This is a genomic window from Acinetobacter sp. WCHAc010052 (genome assembly GCF_002165295.2).
Taxonomy (GTDB): Bacteria; Pseudomonadota; Gammaproteobacteria; order Pseudomonadales; family Moraxellaceae; genus Acinetobacter; species Acinetobacter chinensis.
In genome coordinates this window covers 362,314-386,244 of record NZ_CP032143.1, presented here as the reverse complement: position 1 = coordinate 386,244, position 23,931 = coordinate 362,314, and the positions used below count along the sequence as shown (strand labels likewise).

The following is a 23,931-nucleotide window of genomic DNA, read 5'->3' as shown; positions in this document are numbered from 1 at the left end:
CATTCTCATTTGATTAAGTGACCATGAATATCAAATCTTTACGTATCGTCGGTTTCCTTGAAGGTCTTTCTTTTCTTCTCCTCCTGTTTATTGCCATGCCAATGAAATACATCTGGGACAATCCCGTTCTGGTCAAATATGTTGGAATGGGTCATGGTGTACTGTTTATTTTATTTCTGATTGTGCTGTTTGTGGTCTGCGAAAAACAGAAATGGTCACTTAAAATGTTTTTACTCGGACTGATTGCCTCGATTTTACCTTTTGGACCTTTCGTCTTTGATCATAAATTAAAGAAGTTTGAACAATAATTTATTCCCTCACCCCAGCCCTCTCCCCAAGGAGAGGGTGTAAAATAAGCCTGTTCCTAGAACTCACCACTAGCTTTACGCTGCTGCATAATATTTTTCAGAACAGCTCTTGGCGCTGTGAACCACAAAGCAATCAAGGCGACACATGAAACCGCATAAGCCCATAAGTGGAAATGCTCATACATGATACGTACCAGTTCAATCACAGCAAAAAACATCAGCATTAAAATGACTGAAACCGTTGCTGCCACAGTACCTTTTGAAACCTCAGATGACATTAAAGCAAAACGGTAAAGCACGGAGAAACTGATCCCCTCGCCAAAACTGACCAGAGTCATACCTGCAATCACACAGAACAGGAAATACTCCTGCCAGATGACTCCTGCCAGTACAATTGCAGTTCCCAGCAACATCAGCGGTAAACCCACCAGGACAGTTTTTCCCAAAGCCAGACGGTCAATCACACGAATCAGCACAATATTGCCAATAATCAGACCACCCAGTACCGGAAACTGCGCCAGACCATACTGCATACTGCTGAGTCCCAGTTCTTCCACCAGCATGACCGGTGACAAGGCAATCCACAGCATCAAAGGCATCGCCACCATAGGCAGTCCAAGTGTCATGGCTAAAAAAGTTTTATTTTTCAGAACTTTTTTATAGTCATCCCAGATATAACTGAGAGGCTGTTTCGGAATACTCTGCTGTTGCACTGGCATTTTGGCTTTCAGACCAAACCAGCTGAGAAATGCTAAAAAGGCAATGCCAATAAATCCCCAGTGCCATGACACATGATCAATTAAAAATGCACCTGCCACAGGTCCAATCAGTGGAGCAAGCAAAGAAATATTTGCCATGAGTGCCATCACTTTAATGGCATCACGCTCTTCAAAAGTTTCCTGGATTGCAGCATAACCTACCGCTGCAATCACAGACAGACCAAAGCCCTGCAAAAATCTTAAAGCAAGAAAACTCTCAATATTGTGAGTCAGTAAAATCAGCAGACAGGTCACAACAAAAAATGCCACCCCTGCCAGTAATACTTTTTTCCGCCCAATCCGATCCGACAGTGGCCCCAGTAATGCCGCAACACAAGCACCACCCAGTAAATAAAAGGACATGGAGGATGGTGCCCAGCTGCTGCTCACGCCAAACTCTCTGGTAATGGCAAGCATGGCAGGTTGTACCAGGTCATTACCGATATAAACTGAAAATTCGAACAGCACCAGTGCCAGTGGAAACATGAAAGTTGCCCGACTGAGTCTTGTGGTCTGTTCAATCTCTATACTGTTTTTCATTTTAGTCTACATATCTGAATTGTGCTGTCATGCGGGCATATCATTCAAGCTGTACAAAATTGCTTTACTGATCTGCTGTTCTTATAAAATGCGCTGAAATAAAACAGCAGATATAAATATCCTTTCCTGTTCAATAAAAAGAGAACAGAAAACTGTGTGCTGTATTTTTAAATACATACACGTCAGCGCAATGACAGACACCGAAATAATAAATTGAAATTGTTAAATCTGCTTAGATAAAGCAAGTCAAAACACCGTATTCACAAGGTGTCTATAGAAGATTTTGATATGTGAGATTTTACCGAATCGACAAATATGTACACAGGATTCAGTTGTAACAGTCTAACACACGTTCATTTCATGTCAAAGTTGAACATTTTTTATTCTTAAGATATTCTAAATTTTCTATAAACAAATATGAATAATTTAAATGAAAAATAAGAATCCTGTAGCCATGATCATTATTGGTATTGTTTTATTCCTCATTGGTGGAGGTCTGTATTTGAACAGTTCCAAGCCAGCGATCAGTGCAGAAGAGCAGGCACGCTGTGAAACATTAGTTCAACAAAAATATGGTGAAAATTCCAGTTCCATTATTGGCAGCTGTAAAACCGATACTGGCTTTGTTGCCATGATGAATGCTCAGGCAGATGGTGCCACTTCAGCTGAAGAAACTGCCAAAGCGATCAGTTCAGCCAACAACCAGGAACTCGGTTTAGGCTTTTTCGGTAAATTCCTGACGGGTCTGTGTGTCGGTACTGGTATCGTCATGTTTATCAAAGGCATTATCGGTCTGAAAAATAAAGAAAATCCTACTGTTTAACTTTTCTTAAAGCACTTTAAAAAGCATGCAATCGACCTGATAGCATGCTTTTTTCTTTATTCATCTTCTAAAACTCTGGATTTGATGAATGTACCCTTTTTAATATCATCAAATGCTTCGAGTATTTCATCATAGGTATTCATCACAAATGGACCATGACCATTGATGGGTTCCTGCAGTGGTTTACCTGTTAAGAGCAATAATTTGCAGTGCTGTAATGCGGTAATTTCAAAATTCTGTTCCAGATTCGACATAACAGCCAGCGACTGTTCCTCAAAGATTTCATCCTCTGGCTGAAACTGTGCTTTGCCTGAACGTAAATATACAAGTGTGGTTTCACCAGCACCTGCGGGTAGAGTCACGGTTTGCCCTGCCCTGATTTCAATATCCAGCACATGAAGCGGTGAATGTACTTTTGCAGGACCTTGATGTGCTTCGTTATTTCCATCGACATACGTTCCTGCGATAACACGTAATGTTCCTGCTGAGTCTGGTAGTTCAACTACTGGAATATTGGCTTTACGCAGACTTTGATAACGTGGTGGATTCATTTTGTCTTTGGCAGGTAAATTGACCCAAAGCTGCACCATTTCAAAGTATCCACCTTGCCTGGAGAATGCTTCGCTAAAGATTTCTTTGTGTTCTACGCCTGAAGCGGCGGTCATCCATTGCACATCGCCTGCGGAGACAATTCCACCTCCGCCTGTTGAGTCGCGGTGTTCGAGTTCGCCCGAAAATATCAGGGTAACAGTTTCAAATCCTCGGTGTGGATGTTCGCTTACACCCTTTCGTAAATTGGTCGGTTTTAAGATGCCGGGACCTAAGTGATCGAGTAAGAGGAATGGTGAAACGGTATTGCCCAGTTCATAGTGTGAAAAGACTGAAAGCACAGGATAAAAATCGCCAATGGCAAAACGGGTATCGTTACGATGGATAAAGGCAAGGGTTTTCATGTTGTTATACTGATGAATTTAGACTCATTGAAGCATAATCCATCAGTATGTATCGCTCAATCATCTAAATGCGTTTCAGTGTTCCATCATTGATGATGATCTACGATTAAAAGCTACAGAAAATGACTGCGAATATTCTTCAACTCATCCTCGCAATCAAATCTAAAGCTATTTCAAATATTAACCATAAAAATGCTGTTTTAAACTAAAGCTATATTCTGTTAAATATTGCTGTAATTTTTCCACATCATTGGTTGGCTCAATCGTTCTTAAATTCAATGCTTCAATTTTATCATTCAGCAATTTTAAAATCTGAGCCTGTTCTAACTCAGGAACCTGAGCCTTTTCTTTCTGTTGTTTTTTAATTTCTAAATAGTCTTCTGCCCAATGACGTAATGGATCACTCGAATCTATTTGCGCGAATAGTTCAGTAATCAATAATTCAGGCATGATTTGTTGGGTTGCCAATTCTGCTGACATCAAACCACGAATCGAATAGAACACTTTTTTATAGGTAAAGTTATCTGCTGTTTGCATCACATTCATCCCACCTTTAGCAAGTGATAAATAGTGGTAATACAAAGCTTTATAATCTATACCTTCAAGTAGTCCATCTCGAAATTTTTCCCATTCTGGAAATTGGTTGAAATAGACAATATGCGCACGTACCCATTCCAAAACGGTTGGGTTGCTTTTGGCGAGTAAGCCAAACATTTTATTGAGATCGAATGATACAAAGTCAAAATCACCATCCATGATTTCTATCAGATCACGATGTTTTCGGTAATCGTAATATTGGGCTTTTGATGGTAGGTGAAAACCGCGTACATCATAATCACTATCTGGACTTGCCATACCCCATAAACGACTGCCACTTTCGATATAAAACAGTGGATGTTCATCTCTGTTTTGGAATAAGTTCTGGATTTCTTGTTGGATGTTCATTATTTTCACATTTTAGGTAAATCTTCTAAAGTTATAGCATTTTCTGGAAAAATTTTTGGATCTTCTTTAAATTGAAGCCACTTGTTTTTCATCCAGTGTTCTACTTATCGGCAAATAATGCGAAAGATCAAAACCATTGCCGACAATTAAAATATTCATTTATTGTTATTCCCAAATAAAAAAGCGCATCAACCGATACGCTATTTATAGGGATTTATCTTTTTATTTCAACAACAAATCAAACAATCATCAAGGACATTTTGCTGTCTGGAAAGACTTGGTGTTTTTACCACGGTAGCACTGATACGACTTCTGCGTATCTGACAGTTTCCAGTCTCCATTGACCTGCTTAAAACTGTAAACAGAACGGCTTGCACGTACAGAGTCATCCAGCAAACCTGCCTGAACCACAGTCACCTGTGCAGCAGTTGGTGCTTCCACCCGGTTAAACACCTGACGGATTTCAATACTGTGTGTCGCCTGTTTCAGCTCAGGTTCCGCTTTCAGCACCTGTTCAAGTGGTGTATCTGAAGACCCGACACTGGACATAAGTTTCTGCGTCGTTGCACAACCACTCAGCAGCAGAACTGCGCAGACTGCTAAAACTGAAAATTTAAATAACATACAGGTTTCCCCCAATAAAAAAGGCATAGATCAATGATGCTATGCCTTTACAGATTACACTACTGGAACTGTGTAGCGTAAAAAGTCCTGTTACAGATCAAACAGTTTACCTGGGTTCATAATACCGTTTGGATCAAACACTTTTTTCAGCGCTTTCATGTATTCGATTTCTTCAGCAGAACGGGTATAACCCAGGTATGGTTTTTTCGTCATACCCACACCGTGTTCAGCAGAAATTGAACCGTCATATTTTTTCACGATCTCAAATACGTATTTATTTACAACCTTACATTTATCAAAGAATTCATCTTTAGACAGATTTTCAGGTTTTAAAATATTTAAGTGTAAATTACCGTCACCAATATGACCGAACCAGCAGATTTCAAAGTCTGGATAGTTCTGTTCCACGATTGCATCAATTTCTTTAATAAATGCAGGAACATGCGTAATTAATACTGAAATATCATTTTTATATGGTGTAAATGGTGCAATCGTTTCAGAAATGTCTTCACGTAAACGCCATAAGCTCTGAACCTGTTCAAGGCTCTGACTCATGACACCATCAAGTACCCAGCCCTGTTCCATGCAGTGCTCGAAGATTTCCATCGCAGCATCCATGATCGGTTCATACGGTGCTTCAAATTCGAGAAGAACGTAGAATGGACACTGAGTTTCAAATGGGCGCTGTACATGACCACGGTCAAGTACTTTCTGCATAGCCAGTTCGCCAAAGAATTCAAATGCAGTCAGATCAATTTTTTTCTGGAATGCATGCAGTACAGGCATAATCGAATCAAAATCCTGAACACCCAGTACCAGCACCTGTAAATCATGTGGCTGACGTTCAAGTTTAATTTCTGCTTCAGTCACCAGACCCAGTGTGCCTTCGCCACCAATAAACAGGTGCTGCATGGCATAGCCAGTTGCATTTTTAATCATGCCTTTGTTCAGACGCAGTACATCGCCTTTACCGGTCACAACAGTCAGACCAAGCACCCAGTTACGGGTCATGCCATATTTGATGACTTTAATACCGCCAGCATTGGTACCGATATTACCGCCAATCTGCGATGAACCTGAAGATGCAAAATCCACCGGATAATACATACCCTGTTCTTCTGCATAGTTCTGAAGCTGTTCAGTCACGACACCTGCCTGCACACGAACCATACGGTCAGCTGGGAAAAACTCCAGAATCTGGTTCATTTTGTCCATGCTGATCACGATTTCGCCATTGGCAGCAACAGCACCCGCAGATAAACCTGTACGACCACCAGACGGTGTGATTGCAACGTTAAACTGATTTGCCAGCTTTACGACTTCCTGAACCTGTGCAGTACTGGAAGGAAAAACGATGACTGATGGGTTCGGATCAAAATGTTTTGTATGATCCCGTCCCCAGTTTTCCAGGCTGTCCGCATCAGTTTTAATACGGTTTTCACCTACAATAGCTGTCAATTGGGTCAATAACTCTGGGGTTAAAGCGACTGGAGCATTCATCGTTTTTCAGACCTGGTAAGAAATAATTTAAGTGTTGCATGAACGGAGTTCTGTATTTTTACATCACTTTAAAAGCGATGTAAAATCAGATATTTCCACAGAAAAAATCTTTTTTCTGTTCTGTATGGCTGCATTTTACCTGTATCTAAGCACAGTATAAAGTACAGACCCGATATACATTATCCACAGTCTGTGTATAGCACCCTTAATTTTTCAGACTTTCATGCCTGTTCAATGCCAAAGCATGCGGTTCAGCAGTTAAATTCAGCAAAAAGATGAAAAAATATCCATAAGTACAGTCACAATGGAAATATCTATAGACCAGTGTCTATGGTATCATACTGCGACTAAATTTGGCCTTTGTAGCGGAGCCGTAATGAGCCAACATCTTTCACTACCAAAAGATAAAATTCGTTTCTTGTTGTTGGAAGGCGTTCACCAGAATGCAATCGACACGTTAAATGCAGCTGGATATACCAATATCGATTCCCGTAAAACTGCGCTTGAGGGTGAAGCGCTGAAAGAAGCGGTTAAAGATGCACACTTCATTGGTATTCGATCCCGTACACAATTAACTGAAGAAATCTTTGAAGCTGCGAATAAACTGATCGCAGTGGGTTGTTTCTGTATCGGAACCAACCAAGTGAATTTAAATGCAGCCATGATTCGTGGTATTCCTGTATTTAACGCACCTTATTCAAATACTCGTTCGGTTGCAGAACTTGTACTTGCTGAAACTATTCTTTTACTTCGTGGCGTACCTGCTAAGTCGGCTTCCACTCACCGTGGTGGCTGGAACAAATCTGCAGTGGGCTCATTTGAAACCCGTGGTAAAACTTTAGGTATCGTAGGTTACGGCTCAATCGGTTCTCAACTTTCAGTTTTAGCTGAAAGCCTGGGTATGCACGTGATTTATTATGATGCAGTGACTAAACTTCCAATGGGTAATGCACGCCAGGTCGGTTCACTTGATGAATTACTTGCAAATGCAGACGTTGTAAGCCTACATGTTCCTGATGTTCCTTCTACTAAAAACTTCTTCGCAAAAGAACAATTTGCGAAAATGAAAGAAGGTTCTATCTTCTTGAACGCTGCACGTGGTACATGTGTTGTGATCGAAGATTTAGCTGATGCGATTAAATCAGGTCATATTGCTGGTGCAGCAGTTGACGTATTCCCGAAAGAACCTAAAGCTAATGGTGAAGAATTTGTTTCTCCACTTCGTGGCTTAGACAACGTGATCTTAACACCTCACGTGGGTGGTTCGACTATGGAAGCGCAAGCGAACATCGGTCTGGAAGTGGCTGAAAAATTTGTTGCTTACTCGGATAAAGGCATGACTTTATCTGCTGTAAACTTCCCTGAAATTGCACTTCCACTGACTGAAGGTAAACACCGTTTACTGCACATTCATAAAAACGTGCCAGGCGTTCTTTCTAAGATCAATAACCTGTTTGCTGAACACGGCATCAACATCTCTGGTCAGTCTTTAATGACTAAAGGTGATGTGGGTTACCTGGTGATGGACGTTGATGCAACTGCATCTCAGGAAGCACTGGATACACTTCATGAAGTTGAAGGCACAATCCGCGTTCGCGTATTGTTCTAAAACTGTTTGATGTTAAAAAACCACAGGTATTTGCCTGTGGTTTTTTTATGTTTAAATCATGATTCACTGAAATAGACCTATTGCTTAAGTCATTAAGTAATCAATATAAAATTAACATTGAAAGTTCCTTCTCTTGCGCCATATATGGCTCAGGGAGAAGGTTAGGATGAGGGAATTCTTTAGATAAAACATCTCCCTAACCCTCTCCTATGATGAGAGGGGACTTCCATTGTGACTTTATTAGGATTCAAAATAGCTGATGTAAGAGCTCTAATATTCTTCTTATTGTTCAGGTATTCGAACTCAATTTAGTTTATCTTAGACCCATGCCAAATTTAAAAGCCACACCACATTTACAAGCTTTAATTTTACTGTTCATCGCGATGATCAGTATGCAAAGCAGTGGTGCGCTCGCCAAAATCCTGTTTGATCAGTTCCCTGTACTGACCATTTCCGCAATGCGTTTACTGCTCGGATCATTGATCCTGGCTGTCATTTTTAAAATCTGGCAGGCTGATTTTAAACAGGTGAAATGGAAGGCAATCGCCACCTACGGCATCGCTCTGGCAGGGATGAACGCCCTGTTCTATTTATCCATTTCACGGATTCCTTTAGGAATTGCAGTTGCCTTTGAATTTATCGGTCCACTCAGTGTCGCTTTATTTCATGCACGACAACGCTTTGATTTCGTTTGGGTTGGACTGGCAATCTTAGGACTGGTTTTACTGTTTCCTTTCAAGCAAGCCTCACAAAGTTTAGACCCGATCGGGATTGCTTTTGCACTGGGTGCAGGTGCATGCTGGGCACTGTATATTATTGCAGGACAACGACCTTCAGGTGTTTCGGGTAACCATACCGTATGTTTAGGCATGTTTATTGGCATGTTATGTCTGATGCCGATTGCTTTGTTTACAGGGATGCCAATAAGCGTTTTTGAACCCTCAAATCTGATTTATTTTATTGCTTTAGCTATCTTAGCCAGTGCCTTACCTTTCTCTTTAGAAATGATTGCACTCAGAAATCTCTCAGCTTTAAGTTTCGGGACATTGATGAGTTTAGAACCTGCGATTGCCGCCTTTTCAGGATTTATCTTTTTAGGCGAACAACTGCTCTGGACTCAATGGCTTGCACTTGCAACGATTATCAGTGCATCCATTGGCTGTACTGTAACAACGCAGAAAGCCAGAAACAGTCATAAAAAAACCACTCCTTAGAGTGGTTTTAATTCATCTGAAACGGTTTTAAGTCGGCATCTGGCAGAAGTATTCTGGATTATCAGATGGAATCCCATTATTAAACAGATAGACTACAAATTGCTGCGGATCATCCCGCTTAAATCCTTCCGTACCATTTGCATACCCACAGAATGTACCTTGCAACATTGAACCAGTAACTCTGAAATTGGTAATTTTTCCTTCCTCCAACCATTCAAAACCTGCAAACTGATTTGGAAGTCTGACTAATTTTTTCTCATTAAATGGAACTGTAAATCTAAGCTCCGTTTCCTGCCCAAAATCATTTGTTCCAACACTTACATTCACATTACATGGTTTGCCAACCAAGTCTGGATGAGCTGTTTCATAAATACACTGTATATAAAAACTGAGACCTTTATCCGCAGCAACAACTTCTTTATCATCCAGAACGATTTTCACATCAGCTTTAGCTCCCGAAACCTTACTTCCCCTGTAACGAACCCACTGATCACCCTCAAGGGTAATCGCTGAATATGCAAGCCAGACCAATGTATTATCAGAAGATTTAAGACCTGTCAGAACATTCACACCTTCTTCCGATGCTGTAAATTCGGCATTTTTCTCATCGCCATTTACCGTCGTAGTAAATTTACCACTGCAAGCGACAGGCGTACCGTTTTTAAGCGTACAGGAAACTTTATTACTGGTTGCAGGTGTGCCCAGATCAATCACCACATTTTTATCGCCAGGTAACTGAGATGTTACCGATCCGATTAATGTTCCAGTTGTATCCTTTGCAGTCCAGTAAATAGTGCCTTCCGTTGGCATATTGACAATATCCACGCCCTCGGCAGGAATTGAACTGGTTTTGGTTAAACCTGAACCGTCTTTCAGCTCAACTTTCGCGGTAATATGACACGGGACATAAGTCGCTGCTGACTTACATTTCACATTGACCTCACCAGGGTTTTCAAATTTGAAGTCCCAGTTCCACGTGGAAAAGTGCGTTACGGTTGCATGTACAGCAAGCCCCGTTGGCGAGGTTGCTGAGCTGATTACTGTACCTGGTGTTCCTTCTTCCTTCCATTTTCCTGTTTTCGGGTCGAAGTACCACATCGGAATGGATGTACCCACCGTCATCGCCTGATTATTAATACTGGTCAGAGGTAAATCCATCTGAATATCAGCACTTACACCCTGCTTTAACTGTAATTTCTGACCAGCGCTGTTTGTAAATGTTGCGGTGATCATCCCTGCACTGATCAGTAATGCCGGATTACCCTGAGCATCTACTGCAACACCATTGGCTGGCATAGCATTCAGATCACTGCCGGTAATGTCCCACGGGGTAAATTCAACAGTCACCTGACCTGTCGCTGCCTGAGTTGTACCTTCAATCACAAAAGCGTTTGCAGGAATACTGATCTGTGCATTCATAAACGCAGCCTGAATCACCTGCTCATCTTCAATTTTAGCCACAGTCAGTGTCTGTTTAACCGGTAATAAATTTGCCGTTAACTGAGCCAGATCTTCAACTTTCAGCTCAACAGACTGAGTAATAAAGCCTGCTTTTTTAAATGTGACGATGACTGATTTTGCCGATTGAGGAATCCTGACTGTCGAAATAATCTTACCGTTTGCATCAGTTTTTAATATCTGCCCAGCAATACTGATTTCAGCACCTTCAAGCGCAGTACCTGTAGCTGTCTGTACCAGTGCTGAAACAGCTTTGGAAACAGTCGCTTCTTCTGTAGCAGAGTTATTCTGTGAATTACTGTCACTGTCTGAACCTCCGCAGCCCGCCAGTGATGCCCCAAGCATACAGACCAAACTGATCTGCTTAAATTTAATTGATAAATCAATCATTATTATTGTCCCCAGTTTTAATGTGCGCAAAAACGCACGCTTATTATTATGTTTTTGAATTTCAATAACAAATTAGAATTATTTTTACCGTGATTAATATATTATCTGTAAATGAAATGGCATTTTCCATTTTTTCATAACATCTATTATTTCCAGATTCACTGTTATAATTCACTGACTCATTTCAGAAAATACACCGCCTGCGGCTGTCAGTGTGCATCATGCCAAATACTCAAATTACTGCTGTGTTTTACATGGTTATGTCCATGATTGCATACCAGATCAGTGCATCATTTGCCAAACAACTGTTTGAAGTACTCGACCCACTTACAGTAGTGACCTTAAGGCTCTGTTTTGCATCCATTCTGATTTTCCTGATGTTCCAATCCTGGAAAATCATTAAGCGTCTGCCCTATTTAAAATGGAAAGATCTTCTGTTTTACAGTGGCTCTGTCTGCCTGATGAATGTTCTGTTTTATGCCTCCTTAGGAAAATTACCTCAGGGAATTGCCGTTGGACTGGAGTTCTTAGGGCCATTAACCCTTGCTTTTTTATCCATAAAACAGAAAAGCGACTATATATGGGTATTTCTTGCCGTCATGGGCATTGCGCTGATGATCCCGTGGCAGGATGCAACCGCACATAATTTTTCATGGCTCGGTGCTGCTTTTGCAATTGGTGCCGGTGTCTGCTGGGCATTCTATATTTATTTTGGGCAGAAAGTGGTTCGCCAGAATATCGGTATGCATGCCCTGACCATTGCGATTGTGCTGTCTGCGATGGTGATGCTTCCAGTCAGTGCTGTACATAACCCAGAGGCACTTTTACAGACGCAGTACTGGAAACAGGCACTGATGATTGCACTGCTGGCAACTGCCATCCCTTATGCACTGGATCTGATGGCACTGAAACAGCTGAGTAAGCTCAGTTATGGAACTTTATCCAGTCTTTCCCCTGCTATTGGTGCCGTCACAGGAATGATCCTGCTCAAAGAGCACATCACTTTTTATCAGTGTATTGCGCTGATCTGCATTATGGCAGCATCTATTGGAGTAACGTTCAGAGCTAAACCTGAATCCGCCCAGTAAACAGATTTCTGTTATTTCAGATAAATAAAAAAGATGGTTAAAACCATCTTTTTTTCATTTTAGAGAATATCTCATCTCAGGCTGAGAAAAACATCTGATAGCTGAGCCGGACTATCAGCACAGACACCAGTATCAGAAACAGAATACGGATAAAACCACTGCCGTATTTCAGTGCCAGTTTTACACCGACCACAGAGCCGAGCATATTGGCAACCGCCATAATACATCCCACGGTCAGCAGCACATGCCCCGAAGGAATAAAAAAGCTCAGTGCTGCCAGGTTGGTCATGACATTTCCAATTTTGGCCAGCGCGGCAGCGTGCAGGAAATCCATCCTTAAGTAGCGGATAAAATAAAAGATAAAGAAGCTGCCCGTTCCTGGTCCAAACAGCCCGTCATAGAAACCGATCGCAAGGCTTCCTGCTCCGGCCAGCAGTAAAATTTTAGGCGTGATGTTCTGAGGGGTATGAATCTGACCAAACTGTTTTTTCATTAATGTATAAACAGCCATGACAATCAGCATGATCAGGACAAAAGGCTGAAGTACGCTTTTGGGAATCATGGCAACACTGGCTGCACCCAGAAATGCACTGATCATGGCACAGACACCCACCACGATCAGCAGCTTCCATTCAAACCGCACTTTTCTGGAAAAAGACCAGGCTGAAGTTGCTGTACCGACCACTGCTGCCAGTTTATTGGTTCCAAACAGGGTGGCTGGTGCAAGCTGAGGATATGCACCCATCAGTGCCGGAATCTGAATTAATCCACCACCACCCACAGCAGCATCAATAGTGCCTGCACAGAATGCAAAAAAGATCAGGCTGAGAATAATCTCCATGTCCATACTGCCTCACCTCTTTTTATCATTCATTCAAAAATAAAAATTATAGGTTCAAAACCCGTTTTGGTACCAGCCGTTTTTTGTCAGTAATTTCAGCAAGTCCGAGACACTTTTCACCGTCAAACACCAGCACCTGTTCCTGTGCTGCATGATCAATATTGCTTTCCATACCACGGCAGAAAAACTCTGCACGCCCTTCAGGAACCTGAATTTTCAGAAAATGATCCACCGGCGCATAAACAGGCAACAGCAGCGCATCACGCTCTGCTTCATTCAAGCTTTCCAGATATTCAATGGTGTATTCAGGAATCAACTCAAAATGTCCGGTCTGAATGCGGTGCAGATATGTCAGATGACCAAACGTACCCAAAGCCTGTGCAATATCTTCACCAAGTACACGAATATAGGTTCCTTTTGAACAGGTCACATCCAGGCTGATACTGTTTTCTGTAAAGCCGAGCAGCTGAATGGATTCAATTGTGATCGGTCGGGCTTCACGCTCAATTTCAATTCCCTTTCGCGCAAGTTCATATAACGGGCGACCATCTTTTTTCAGTGCCGAATACATCGGTGGAACCTGTGAAATATCACCAGTAAATGCATTCAGTACCGCCTGAATTTTTTCTTCAGTCAGTTCTTCAACTGCTTTTTCCTGAAATTTTTCACCTTCAACATCACCTGTGGTGGTGCTGTGCCCCAGATAAACTGTGGTCTGATAGCGTTTGGTGGATTCCAGCAGATAATGAGAAAACTTGGTTGCTTCTCCCAGGCAGACAGGTAAAAGACCAGAAGCCAGTGGATCAAGCGCACCGGTATGTCCTGCTTTCTGTGCTCTGAACAACCAGCGAACCCGTTGCAGTGCTGCATTGGAGCTGATACCTAAAGGTTTGTTCAGTAAAAAAACACCACTGAGATGGCGGCGCTGGATACGGGATGAAGATTGTTTCATATAAAAAGCTGACAGAATCGGACTGTGCAATGGTAACAATGTGCCTGCTGTATTTACAACTTTTCGCTAACAGCTCTGATAATTTATGGCATATTTAAAAGCGCTGAATTCAAACAATAAAAACATCCCACAGGTATGCAGGAATGCAAAAAAATAAATTATGGATATTACTGATCATTGCTGTCGTTGCAACGGGCACTCTGATCTACTGGCTGGCACCATCATCATCAACAGGGACAGAGCAGAACAGTCACCCTTCCGAACAGAATCTGCTTCAGCAGACTGAAGAACAGGCTGCATCTTCTGCACAGACCGATCCTTTCAGCAGTAAAAGCCAGCAGGACACTGAGGTGAACTGCCAGATGCAGCTCGATGCAGGCAACAGGCTGATTGTAAATGAGCAAACGCGGGACTGTTTTGAATATTTCATTACCCAGATGGGTGAAAAAAATATGGATCAGATCCAGAAGAGTTTCAAAGCATATATAGAAAAAAGCTACAAAGAACCTGCTCTGGGGCAGATCATTGATTTGTGGAACCGTTATCTGCAATACAGACAGCAGCTGGGTACGCTCAAATCCCCAGGCGGCAGCCAGGAAGAACCTGGATACTATGCTGCAATTTTCAATGATATGAAAAATCTGAGAAAGCGGTTCTTCTCAGCTTATGAAATTGAAGGTCTGTTTGGCACTGAAGATATTTATAATGACTACACCATTGAGCGCATGAAAGTTCTGGCAGATAAAAAACTGTCCGAATCGGAAAAAGCAAAAAAACTGAAAGCACTTTTTGATGATTTACCTGAAGACTGGAAAGAAAACCTGGAACAGCTGAATAAGCTGGAAGATCTGCGCAAACTGACTGCCGATATTAAAGCCCGTGGAGGTTCTGCCGAAGAACTGCATCAGATGCGGACCAGCCTGGTCGGAGCTGAAGCCACTGCCCGACTGGAAACACTGGATGTTCAGCGGGGTCAATGGAAAAATAATATCAACAGTTATCTCAGTGAAAGAGACAGTATTCTGAACAGTGGTATGAGTGACTCCGCCAAACAGCAAGCGATTGACCAGTTACGTACACAACGCTTCAGCTCAAAACAGGATCAGCTGCGTGCTGAAACTTTTGAAAGCGTCCATGATCAGGGGCAAAAATTACCCTTTGCGGATTAACTCACTCACCATTTTCATCTGATTGAAACCACCTGGTCCAGGCTGTGGTGGTTTTTTCATGATTATTCCAACTGTGTCACTAAAGGACATTTGTATATTTTTTATTCAGATGCAGTTCGCTGTTCTGATTACTTTTTTTGTTTTCTATTGTCCTGAAATGATATGACATCAATCTTTTTTAGTGGAAAAATGCTTGAGCAACAAAACAAAAACAAAATGAATGCGACGAAACAGTGAAATGGAAACTGCCTGCTTTTTCATCGCTATCGCTCAGTTCAGCTGAACGCTGAATGTAATAACAACAATGTATAAAAAAGGATCATTTATCATGAATTCCAGTCTAAGGAAAAATGCTGTCCTGTTATCTCTGATGACCGCAGCAAGTATCGGACTCAGCTCAACTGTACAGGCAGCTCCGGCTGTATTGCAGATCAAGGAAACAGCTAAATCTGATTATTCCCGTACCAAATATCCCATCATCATGACCCACGGCTGGTTAGGCTGGTCACGTATTGGCAACGAGAGTTTCAATATTGATTACTGGTATCAGATACTGCCCGACATGGCTCGCAATGGCGCGACCGTATTTGCAGCTCAGCTGTCTCCTGCCCATACCACTGAATTCCGTGGTGAACAGCTCATTGCCCAGGTCGAAGATGTGATTGCCATTACGGGGAAAAATAAAGTCAATCTGGTCGGGCATTCACACGGCGGTCCAACAGTTCGTTATGTTGCTGCGGTCAAACCTCAGTATGTTGCATCTGTAACCGGTGTCGGGGGGACATTCCGTGGCTCAAAAGTTGCCGATGATATTCAGAGCAACACAGGTTCCCGTACATTCTTTAATATTCTTGGGGATTATATTGTTGCACCCTTGATTTCATGGGCGCAGGGGCAAAAAGACATGCCTTTTGATTTTGATGGCTCAATGAAGTCTCTGACTGAAACTGAATCTGCAAATTTCAATAAACGCTTTCCGACCACAGCCCTGGCAGCAAACTGTAACAGCAGTGGTTCAAAAGTGGATCAAGGCATCTACTATTACTCCTGGGGTGGTACGGCTCAGACCACCAACCTGCTGGATATAGACACCATTTTAATGCAGCTGGGACCTTTATCTTATGGAAACAAAGACAATGACGGTATGGTTGCCCGCTGCAGTTCGCATATCGGTCAGGTCATCCGTGATAATTACAACTTAAACCACACCGATCTTGCCAATATGATGTTTGGGCTTAAGGGGCTGTTCGCTCCAGATCCTGTTGCTTTATTCAGACAGCATGCAAACCGCCTGAAACTTCAGGGACTCTGATACTGAAAATCCCCCGCCACCGTGCGGGGAGTTTTATTTTAAAAACACCTGTTTCATTATTGTTTACATTTCCTTTAACCATTTGTCGAATAGTTCACAAAACATACAAATAAATTCCTATAATTTTTTTTGACATGTCCGATTGTCAGATAAAAACGAAAAGAACAATGAGGATTATATACAAATGAAATATGGATTATTAATGGCAGCCACACTCAGTGCAGCTGCTGTCACCAGCACACATGCCGTCACATCACCTCAGAAAATTGAGGCTTCCCGTGTCACTTCAAATTATGCTCAAACCAAATATCCCCTTGTTTTCAGCCACGGGATGTCTGGATTTATCCGTTTGGGCAATGATGCACTGGGACTGGATTACTGGTACCAGATTCTTCCCGACCTTACACGTAACGGTGCCAATGTATGGGCGACACGTGTCTCTCCTTTCAATTCTTCAGAAATCCGTGGTGAGCAGCTGGCTCAGCAGGTAGAGGAAGTACTGGCACTGACGGGTGCTCCTAAAGTGAATCTGCTGGGGCATTCACACGGCGGACCAACCATCCGTTATGTTGCCGGAATCATGCCGGATAAGGTTGCTTCACTGACCGCAATTGGTTCACCGAATAAAGGCTCGCCCGTTGCTGATTTTATTTTAAATATCCGTGATGCCGCACCCATACTGGAAAAGCCGCTGGTTACCATCGTCAATTTCCTTTCTCAGGCAATCGTCTGGGCTCAGGGACTTGATCCAAAAAGCTATCCGCATGACTCACTGGCGGGTGCCAACAGTCTGACTGCTGCTGGGTCTGCAAAATTCAATGCTAAATTTCCAATGGGTGTGCCGACCACAGCCTGTGGAGAAGGGGCATATAAAGAAAAAGGAATTTATTTTTATTCCTTTACGGGTAACACCCCTGTGACCAATTTACTCGATCCTGATTCTGCCATGCTGGCAACCAGTCTTATTATCAATAACAAAGGTGATAATGACGGTCTGGTTCCACGATGCAGTGCGAGGTTCGGAAAAACCATCCGTGATGATTATTACTGGAACCACCTGGATGAGGTCAATCAGGTACTGGGCTTACGTAATATTTTTGCGCCAGATCCGGTTTCTGTTTACCGTCAGCAAGCCAACCGTCTGAAACTACAGGGACTTTAAGTCCTGACACAAAAAATGCGCCCTCTTGTGGCGCATTTTTTTATTGCAGATCAACGACTGTTCCAGCTGGAAGAAGCCGTTGGTGTACATGCCTGACCGCCACCCTTATCTGAAGCTTTTTCCCAGCAGCGTTCACCGCGGAAGTTCAGTACCAGATGTCCATCCATATACTGTCCGGCAGTCGTAACCGGTGTGGCTGTCAGCACCCACTTCTCTGAGCCCAGTGTCGCTGTTTTTTCCAATGTTCCTGCACTGTTGAGCCATCCCAGCTCGACGGTATACAGTACATCACCATTCGCTGGATAATTTTCAGTGACTCCAAGGTCTGATGCAGAAGCACCTTTCACTTTAAAATTTGAAATTTTATATTTCTGAATCTGAGCAGCCATCTGCTGTAAACCGGTTTGCATTTCTGCACGATGTGTCTGTCGTACATATTCTCTGTAAGACGGATAGGCTATGGCAGCCAGTATTCCAATAATTGCCACAACAATCATCAGCTCAAGCAGTGTAAATCCTCTTATTCGGCTTACCATGTCTCAGCTCCCTTACAGTCTGAAGCAATGGAGCTGCCCTGCTTTTTACAGCGCAGTCCTGTATTTGAGAGTACATAGCTGTCCATACCCGACTGATCAGATGCAACCGTTGCCCGAATAATCCAGCTTTGTCCTGATGCCTTATACAGACCATTACCGTCTTTTTCATTAAGCTTAATGGAAAAATCTGCACCATCTCTGACGTCAAACGTATAGTGCGGCACGGTACCGACTGCCAGATCAAAACCCTGATAATTAAAATTACGGGATTTCCACCGCTCAAGTTCTGCCGCCAGCCGCTGAACTTCCTGCTGTGCCTGCGACATATGTGCCCGTTTGACATAAGTCTGATAACTGGGAACAGCAATTGCAGCAAATATAGCAAGAATGGCAACCACCACCATGAGTTCAATCAGGGTAAAACCCTTCTGCAAAAATTTCATATGATTCTGCATCACCGGCTCCCTTATCTGAGTTTTTCATACCAGCGTTGTGGAATCAGGCACATCCGTGTCTGCTCACCCGTACTGGTTCCCCCACTGATGGTAATGGTCATACGCCCACCGGTGCTGATACAGTAGTTGGATGCACTGGTCTGATCTTCCTGAGAGTTGCCACCACCCGATCCGCCGCCTGAACCTCCACCCGAGCCATTGCCGTTATTTTTGTCATTCCCCACAGTAATGGTGTGAATACCCGGTCCAATCATCGAATGCCCCCTGCCCGTCGGGTCATCTGCTGCACACTGACCATAAGGCAAACAGAAGGTCGTCATCAGACTTGCACCTTTCACACCTGCACCACAGTCGCCAGACAGACCATCCTTGCTGGCATCAAAAGTGGAAACAAACAGTTTTTTATTCAGTGCAACCGGCGTACCGAACACTTTTTCAGACTGTTTGGTGTAACTCTCACACTTACCAAAACCTTTCACACAGTCCTTAAACTCGTAATACCAGCCATTACTGCCTGCTGGAGCAACCAGGGTACTGTTATCCTGACGCGCTGCATCACTGATCAGGCGCAGACCATTGACATTGTCAGGTCGGATGTCTTTGGTGTTCCATGAACTGGCTGTGTACAGATCCTTACGGGCAACATCTTTATCATAAATATTATAGATCGCGTCAAAGCTGTAATTGTCATTTGCAAATAACGGCTTACTGCGGTTCCCGCTTCCCTGAGAAACAGCTGCGAAAATAGAACCATTATGACTGTACAGAGAAAATGCAGGCATGTCGTAAAAACGTGGACTCTTGCCACCATCCAGATGCCCATTGAAAATACGCACTGGTTTTTTCACGATACTGCCCAGAACGCTCTGGCTGTTATCAAAATCGACCCTGAAGATCTGTCCACCCAGATCCCCAAAATAAATATGATCCGTCAGATCATCACCATCACGATCCACACTACGGATTTCGCTGACCACACTGTATTTCATTTCTGTGTGGTTACTGCCAATCGTTCCACTGTCTGTAGTTGCACTGCTGTCCGAAGCATTAGCACTGCCCCACCACAGCAGTTGACCTGCCTTGGTCGTATTACCATTTTTGTCTTTACTGTCATCGGCACTGAACATATACACACCAGCACCTTTTTTATTGTCCTGGTTATAATCAGCATCTTCATAGCCCATGTCATAACCACCGCCAACAAACATTACCCGGGTACGTTTTCCACCCCAGTTCACAAATGCAATCGTTGGCTTAGACCAGCTTTGTCCCATATAACTTAATGGTGTACCAGAACCTGCTGCATCTGGGTTAATGTGGAACTTCAGCTCTGGTTTATCCATATCCCGCAGGTCAAGCGCATAATAACTGCGACCACCCATACGCAGACCACCATAGGCCATCTGTACACCCTGTGGTTCTTTTCCAGACTCACCTTTCCCTTTCCCAACAGTCAGATTACCACTGCCATCAATCACATATTCGGTATAAGCCGTCCACGGACCATCCACACCATAGAACAGTTTATTCAGACCACCATTGGTTGTTTCTGGTTTCAGGAAGGCATCACGCTGTTTTTCCACCATTTCATTGGGCACAAATGCAAATTTTTCTTTACCTGTTTTGGCATCCACAACATGCAGTAAACCTTGTGTCGTACCAAACAGGACATAATCCTGTCTGTTTTCAGACTCCATTATTTTAGTTGTGGTATTGAATTTCAGCTTCCCTTTATTGGTCAGCAGAATTGGCTGAGAATGCATGACCGCACCGATCTGACGCTGTTCCGCAGCCTTAGTCAGATCGGTGGCATTCGGGTTGGCACTGTTCACTGCATACCCCAGCAAAGCCATCAGATAACCACGGTACGGATCATTCGGATTGGTTGTCAGGTCGGTCGGTAAAACAGACCTGAGAGATGTTCCTTTTGTTCCTTCCGCTGTACGATCCGTCAATAATTTCCGTTGCAGTCTGGAGTTTATATTTGCCGGTGTTTCAGTACGAAGCAGTAACTGTGACCACGCTCCACCCTGCAAAGCAAACGCAGTACTGCCTGGAGTATCACCGTCCAGATTCTTTTTATCAGGGTCTTCGGCATATGCCCAATAGTCAAAGTTATCAATAATTTTTCCATCATCATCAATAATCTTATTGCCATCCTTGCCTTTGAGAATACCGTTGGCATCCACCAGGTACTTTTTCATATTACCGACCCAGAGCTGATAGCTTTTATCTGGTGTTGGCTTAAACTGCTGATAATATGCATCATCCTGAAGTACAGCAGGATTCAGTGCATCTTTTGGAATCGTTGGTGAACCCGTAGTGACTGAAGGAATCTCTTTTGACAGGCTGTTAATGAAATCATTGACGCTCTCGACAATATCCTCAGAGCTGTTACCTGAATACCAGCCACCTTCACCAATAATTCCAAGCTTTGCTGCATTTTTCTGGTTAGAGTCTGCCGATGATTCATTTACAGCCTTCAGGTTTTCATCTTTAGAAAGCGTTGGATCAAATGTAGGCACCGAATTAAAAGAGTTACCAAAACCAACCATTGCTGTTTTAAGTTTTAATGAGATTGGATTATTGCCCGTATTCAATAAAGTCCGTGCAAGTTCATGGCTACAGTCCCAGGTTGAATTATTGCAGGAGAAGCTGTCTCCTTTGTTACCCAGAGCCTGCTTCATTAATCTTTGTGGATTATCATCAGAAACAGGGTTACCATCGGTCAGGATATAAACCCCCTGACCACTGCACTTAGCAACTTCATCTGTCTGAGTCAGAGAATATGGTTTCTGATATTTTGACTTATCTGAAAGTTTTGTTTCATCTTTTGAATAAGAAAATCCACTGCCCGTACCAGAAGTACTTTCCCCCATCATATATGCAACTGTTTCAGCATAGGAACGGGAGGTTGGCGTATTCGTTTTTGCCTCTAATGCTTTTACCTGATCAATCAATAACTGTCGTTGAGTTTTCTTTGCAGGCATATTCAAACAATCAATATCACCAGATTTACAACTCAGGCGCCTTGCAGGAATCAGCACAGCACCCGCTGCCTGGTTTTTATTATTATACCTGGCTCCTAAGGTTGAAATTCCAATGACTTTATCATCACTCAGTTTATCAATGCCTTTTGCAGTGTTCCCCTGAAGCAAATCAAGCATTGCAATCTGCAACCGATCCATCCGGCTGCCTGTGGCGCCTTTATCAGAGTTATCCATTGACCCCGAAATATCCAGCATAAACATCAGGGTAACCTGACCCGATTTGGCTTCCTGATAGATCTCAATATCACTTGCCTGTGTCACACTGCTGCTTAACACGACTGTACTCAGAGCAGCAATATTCACTGCCAGAACCTGCTTGCGCCAGTTATTTTTCATTTTCTCAGATATCTTTTTCATTCTTCCGCCCCCTTAAACAAAGTCCTGTGCAATCACATACTCAGTAACACTGGACTGAAACGGCACACTCAATTTTTCAAGACAGCGCGTAACACTGTCCTCACTGTCACCCTCAGGACTGACTCCATCAGGAATGGTTGGATCATTCATATGAGAACTGAAGCATGCATCTATTTTGCTGCTTTCAACCGTGGTCAGACCCGGCATAATGGATACTGCAAATACCTTGACCGGCTTACTGCGCTGCAGTTTTACAGTGTTGTCATCCGTCCCCAGAATCTGACCGTAAAAAGGATCATTCTGTGCTTCAGTACTGAATTTCACCGCAACCTGGGTCATGACAGCCTTGCGCCCACTGGTGAAAAAATTTTCGCTGACAGTACTGGTACTGCAATACCCATCTGTACCAAGACTGTTGTTTTTGGGAGATTTATCTGGAGCATTCCACGCCATAATGCTGGCACGGGAGATATCAAAAAATGGCGTTTTCAGCGTTGAATTATCTTTAGGTAAAACACCGCGATAGCAGAACACCAGTTCCTTGTCTTTATTTGCTGCCCCGTCTATATAACCAAACATGCCACTGCTGGACAGGCTCTGAATAATATTGTCTTCCTGTTCCACATTGAAAAATGCAGCATCGGAGTTCTGCAGCATCAGTTGCTGTGCCTGACTGTTGGTGGCAATATTCAGTCCGACCTGGCTTTGACGTATGGCCAGGGTACCTACAATGGTAATCGCCACCAGTAATACCAGCACAATAATCAGGGTCGCACCCGATTGATAATTTCTCATTGTGCTCCCCTTTCCCCGAACGTATTACGCAATGCCACAGTCTGTGTCACCACCTGTCTGACATATTTTACCTGCTGATTTTTTTCAGACTTCTTCACCACTACAGTCTGATCCAGCACAGTAAACTGCTGATCTGCCTTATAAACAGCATCGCTTCCGACCGTCTGTGCTGAGCGCATTAAAGCCCCAATCTGAACCGCCAGAATCCGTGGTCGGGTTCCTGCCTGTGTTGCCATATAATCTGCAACAGAAATATAGCGGAGCTGGTTTTCAGCCTGAACTTCCAGCAGAACTCTGAAATGATCCACACGTTTCATAATAATCTGCGGATCTTTATCGGCAAACTGTCCATAGGTTTTGCTGTCAAACCTGGAAATTTTTTCCGGTGAACCCGTCTCACTGTACCAGCCTGCCTCACAGGCTAAAGCCAGGGGTTCATTGGATTCATTCTGATCCACGGAATCATCCACCACCAGGAAATAGCGCTGTACAATCATCCGCAAAGGATTAACTGTTGTTCCAGACTTCACAGGGAATTCTATTTTCACCCCTTCACAGTCATAACCACCAAACCAGTTTTCGCCATCTTTGACATACTGAGGCTTATACTGCACCGTGAGCTGATCACTTTGCAGTGCTGTACCGGCTTTACAGGTATTGGCTGCCTGAACATTGCTGTCCGTTGCAGCCACACAACTGACATTGGAAGCATGTAAAGCTGAACTGGATAATAATTTTGTTTCTGCAGTCACCCCTTTAATCGTCTTATAGAGATTGCTTAACGGCTCTGCGACTTCAGGTGCAGTCACTACAGTTTTAGTGGCATTGACAGAGGATGTCAGCACAATTCCGCCATGAGAAGTTTCGTCATTCATGGCAGATGAAAAGGTATTCAGATTGGATAACCGAATGTCTTTAGTAATCAGATTTAAACCAAAATTTGCATTATCCTGGAGATTTCCCATCCCTTTCTGTAAGGAATAACTTTTCTGAGCTGTCAGAAAAAGTAACATGGCAGCTGCTGTCACCACGAGTCCGAGTGCAAGTGCAATCATCAGTTCAATCAGCGTAAAACCTTGCTGTGACTTCATA

At 43.1% G+C, this 23,931-nt stretch carries 21 protein-coding genes; 8 read left to right on the top strand and 13 right to left on the bottom strand.

The window, feature by feature from the left end:
- The first annotated feature begins 23 nt into the window (after positions 1–23).
- Positions 24–308 (top strand): DUF3817 domain-containing protein, encoded by a 285-nt coding sequence (locus CDG61_RS02190; protein ID WP_087512879.1) that lies wholly within the window; start codon positions 24–26, stop codon positions 306–308.
- 56 nt (positions 309–364) lie between these two features.
- Here CDG61_RS02190 and CDG61_RS02185 read toward each other — a convergent pair whose 3' ends face one another.
- A complete protein-coding gene (locus CDG61_RS02185; protein WP_087549893.1) occupies positions 365–1,606 on the bottom strand; it encodes an MFS transporter in 1,242 nt (413 codons plus the stop codon).
- 430 nt (positions 1,607–2,036) lie between these two features.
- Between CDG61_RS02185 and CDG61_RS02180 the strand changes: the two genes are divergently transcribed.
- Positions 2,037–2,429 (top strand): hypothetical protein, encoded by a 393-nt coding sequence (locus CDG61_RS02180; protein ID WP_087549892.1) that lies wholly within the window; start codon positions 2,037–2,039, stop codon positions 2,427–2,429.
- A gap of 56 nt (positions 2,430–2,485) precedes the next feature.
- Here the strand turns inward: CDG61_RS02180 and CDG61_RS02175 are convergent, their stop codons facing one another.
- From CDG61_RS02175 to CDG61_RS02160, 4 genes are all read right to left on the bottom strand, one after another.
- A complete protein-coding gene (locus tag CDG61_RS02175; RefSeq protein WP_087549891.1) occupies positions 2,486–3,382 on the bottom strand; it encodes a pirin family protein in 897 nt (298 codons plus the stop codon).
- A gap of 180 nt (positions 3,383–3,562) precedes the next feature.
- Positions 3,563–4,327, bottom strand: coding sequence for a DNA polymerase beta superfamily protein (locus CDG61_RS02170; protein WP_087549890.1), 765 nt, complete (start codon positions 4,325–4,327; stop codon positions 3,563–3,565).
- A 249-nt stretch (positions 4,328–4,576) separates the two neighbouring features.
- Positions 4,577–4,951 (bottom strand): hypothetical protein, encoded by a 375-nt coding sequence (locus CDG61_RS02165; protein ID WP_087550019.1) that lies wholly within the window; start codon positions 4,949–4,951, stop codon positions 4,577–4,579.
- Between the two features lie 90 nt (positions 4,952–5,041).
- On the bottom strand, positions 5,042–6,451 hold the full coding sequence (locus tag CDG61_RS02160) for an FAD-binding oxidoreductase (RefSeq protein ID WP_087512189.1): 1,410 nt from the start codon (positions 6,449–6,451) through the stop codon (positions 5,042–5,044).
- 376 nt (positions 6,452–6,827) lie between these two features.
- Between CDG61_RS02160 and serA the strand changes: the two genes are divergently transcribed.
- Together serA and CDG61_RS02150 are read left to right on the top strand one after the other, a co-directional pair.
- Positions 6,828–8,060 (top strand): phosphoglycerate dehydrogenase, encoded by a 1,233-nt coding sequence (gene serA / locus CDG61_RS02155; protein WP_087549889.1) that lies wholly within the window; start codon positions 6,828–6,830, stop codon positions 8,058–8,060.
- A 326-nt stretch (positions 8,061–8,386) separates the two neighbouring features.
- The gene (locus CDG61_RS02150; RefSeq protein WP_087549888.1) at positions 8,387–9,274 is read left to right on the top strand and encodes an EamA family transporter; all 888 of its coding nucleotides are present in this window, start codon (positions 8,387–8,389) and stop codon (positions 9,272–9,274) included.
- Between the two features lie 27 nt (positions 9,275–9,301).
- On the opposite strand, the gene CDG61_RS02145 is transcribed toward CDG61_RS02150, so the two are convergent.
- On the bottom strand, positions 9,302–11,122 hold the full coding sequence (locus CDG61_RS02145; RefSeq protein WP_087549887.1) for a hypothetical protein: 1,821 nt from the start codon (positions 11,120–11,122) through the stop codon (positions 9,302–9,304).
- Between the two features lie 221 nt (positions 11,123–11,343).
- On the opposite strand from CDG61_RS02145, the gene CDG61_RS02140 reads away from it, so the two are divergent.
- Positions 11,344–12,210: an EamA family transporter gene (locus CDG61_RS02140; RefSeq protein WP_087549886.1), complete on the top strand. Its 867-nt coding sequence runs from the start codon at positions 11,344–11,346 to the stop codon at positions 12,208–12,210.
- Between the two features lie 76 nt (positions 12,211–12,286).
- On the opposite strand, the gene CDG61_RS02135 is transcribed toward CDG61_RS02140, so the two are convergent.
- Together CDG61_RS02135 and truB are read right to left on the bottom strand one after the other, a co-directional pair.
- The gene (locus CDG61_RS02135) at positions 12,287–13,057 is read right to left on the bottom strand and encodes a sulfite exporter TauE/SafE family protein (RefSeq protein WP_087549885.1); all 771 of its coding nucleotides are present in this window, start codon (positions 13,055–13,057) and stop codon (positions 12,287–12,289) included.
- Positions 13,058–13,097: 40 nt separating this feature from the next.
- A complete protein-coding gene (gene truB, locus CDG61_RS02130) occupies positions 13,098–14,003 on the bottom strand; it encodes a tRNA pseudouridine(55) synthase TruB (protein ID WP_087550018.1) in 906 nt (301 codons plus the stop codon).
- Positions 14,004–14,146: 143 nt separating this feature from the next.
- On the opposite strand from truB, the gene CDG61_RS02125 reads away from it, so the two are divergent.
- The 3 genes from CDG61_RS02125 (at position 14,147) to CDG61_RS02115 (ending at position 17,646) form a co-directional block, all read left to right on the top strand.
- Entirely contained in the window at positions 14,147–15,172 is a 1,026-nt protein-coding gene (locus CDG61_RS02125) for a lipase secretion chaperone (RefSeq protein WP_087549884.1), read from the top strand.
- 328 nt (positions 15,173–15,500) lie between these two features.
- Positions 15,501–16,484, top strand: coding sequence for an esterase/lipase family protein (locus tag CDG61_RS02120; protein WP_087512181.1), 984 nt, complete (start codon positions 15,501–15,503; stop codon positions 16,482–16,484).
- A 184-nt stretch (positions 16,485–16,668) separates the two neighbouring features.
- Entirely contained in the window at positions 16,669–17,646 is a 978-nt protein-coding gene (locus CDG61_RS02115) for a lipase family alpha/beta hydrolase (RefSeq protein ID WP_087549883.1), read from the top strand.
- A 50-nt stretch (positions 17,647–17,696) separates the two neighbouring features.
- On the opposite strand, the gene CDG61_RS02110 is transcribed toward CDG61_RS02115, so the two are convergent.
- From CDG61_RS02110 to CDG61_RS02090, 5 genes are read right to left on the bottom strand one after another with little or no spacing between them, the layout of a single operon-like run.
- On the bottom strand, positions 17,697–18,182 hold the full coding sequence (locus tag CDG61_RS02110) for a type IV pilin protein (RefSeq protein ID WP_087549882.1): 486 nt from the start codon (positions 18,180–18,182) through the stop codon (positions 17,697–17,699).
- Positions 18,176–18,637, bottom strand: coding sequence for a prepilin-type N-terminal cleavage/methylation domain-containing protein (locus CDG61_RS02105; protein WP_322887957.1), 462 nt, complete (start codon positions 18,635–18,637; stop codon positions 18,176–18,178). The genes CDG61_RS02110 and CDG61_RS02105 overlap by 7 nt, the downstream gene beginning before the upstream one ends.
- 11 nt (positions 18,638–18,648) lie before the next feature.
- A complete protein-coding gene (locus CDG61_RS02100) occupies positions 18,649–22,044 on the bottom strand; it encodes a hypothetical protein (RefSeq protein WP_087549881.1) in 3,396 nt (1,131 codons plus the stop codon).
- A 12-nt stretch (positions 22,045–22,056) separates the two neighbouring features.
- Complete coding sequence (locus CDG61_RS02095; protein ID WP_087549880.1) at positions 22,057–22,839, bottom strand: pilus assembly PilX family protein; 783 nt, start codon at positions 22,837–22,839, stop codon at positions 22,057–22,059.
- On the bottom strand, positions 22,836–23,930 hold the full coding sequence (locus tag CDG61_RS02090; protein ID WP_087549879.1) for a PilW family protein: 1,095 nt from the start codon (positions 23,928–23,930) through the stop codon (positions 22,836–22,838). The genes CDG61_RS02095 and CDG61_RS02090 overlap by 4 nt, the downstream gene beginning before the upstream one ends.
- Position 23,931 lies beyond the last annotated feature (1 nt).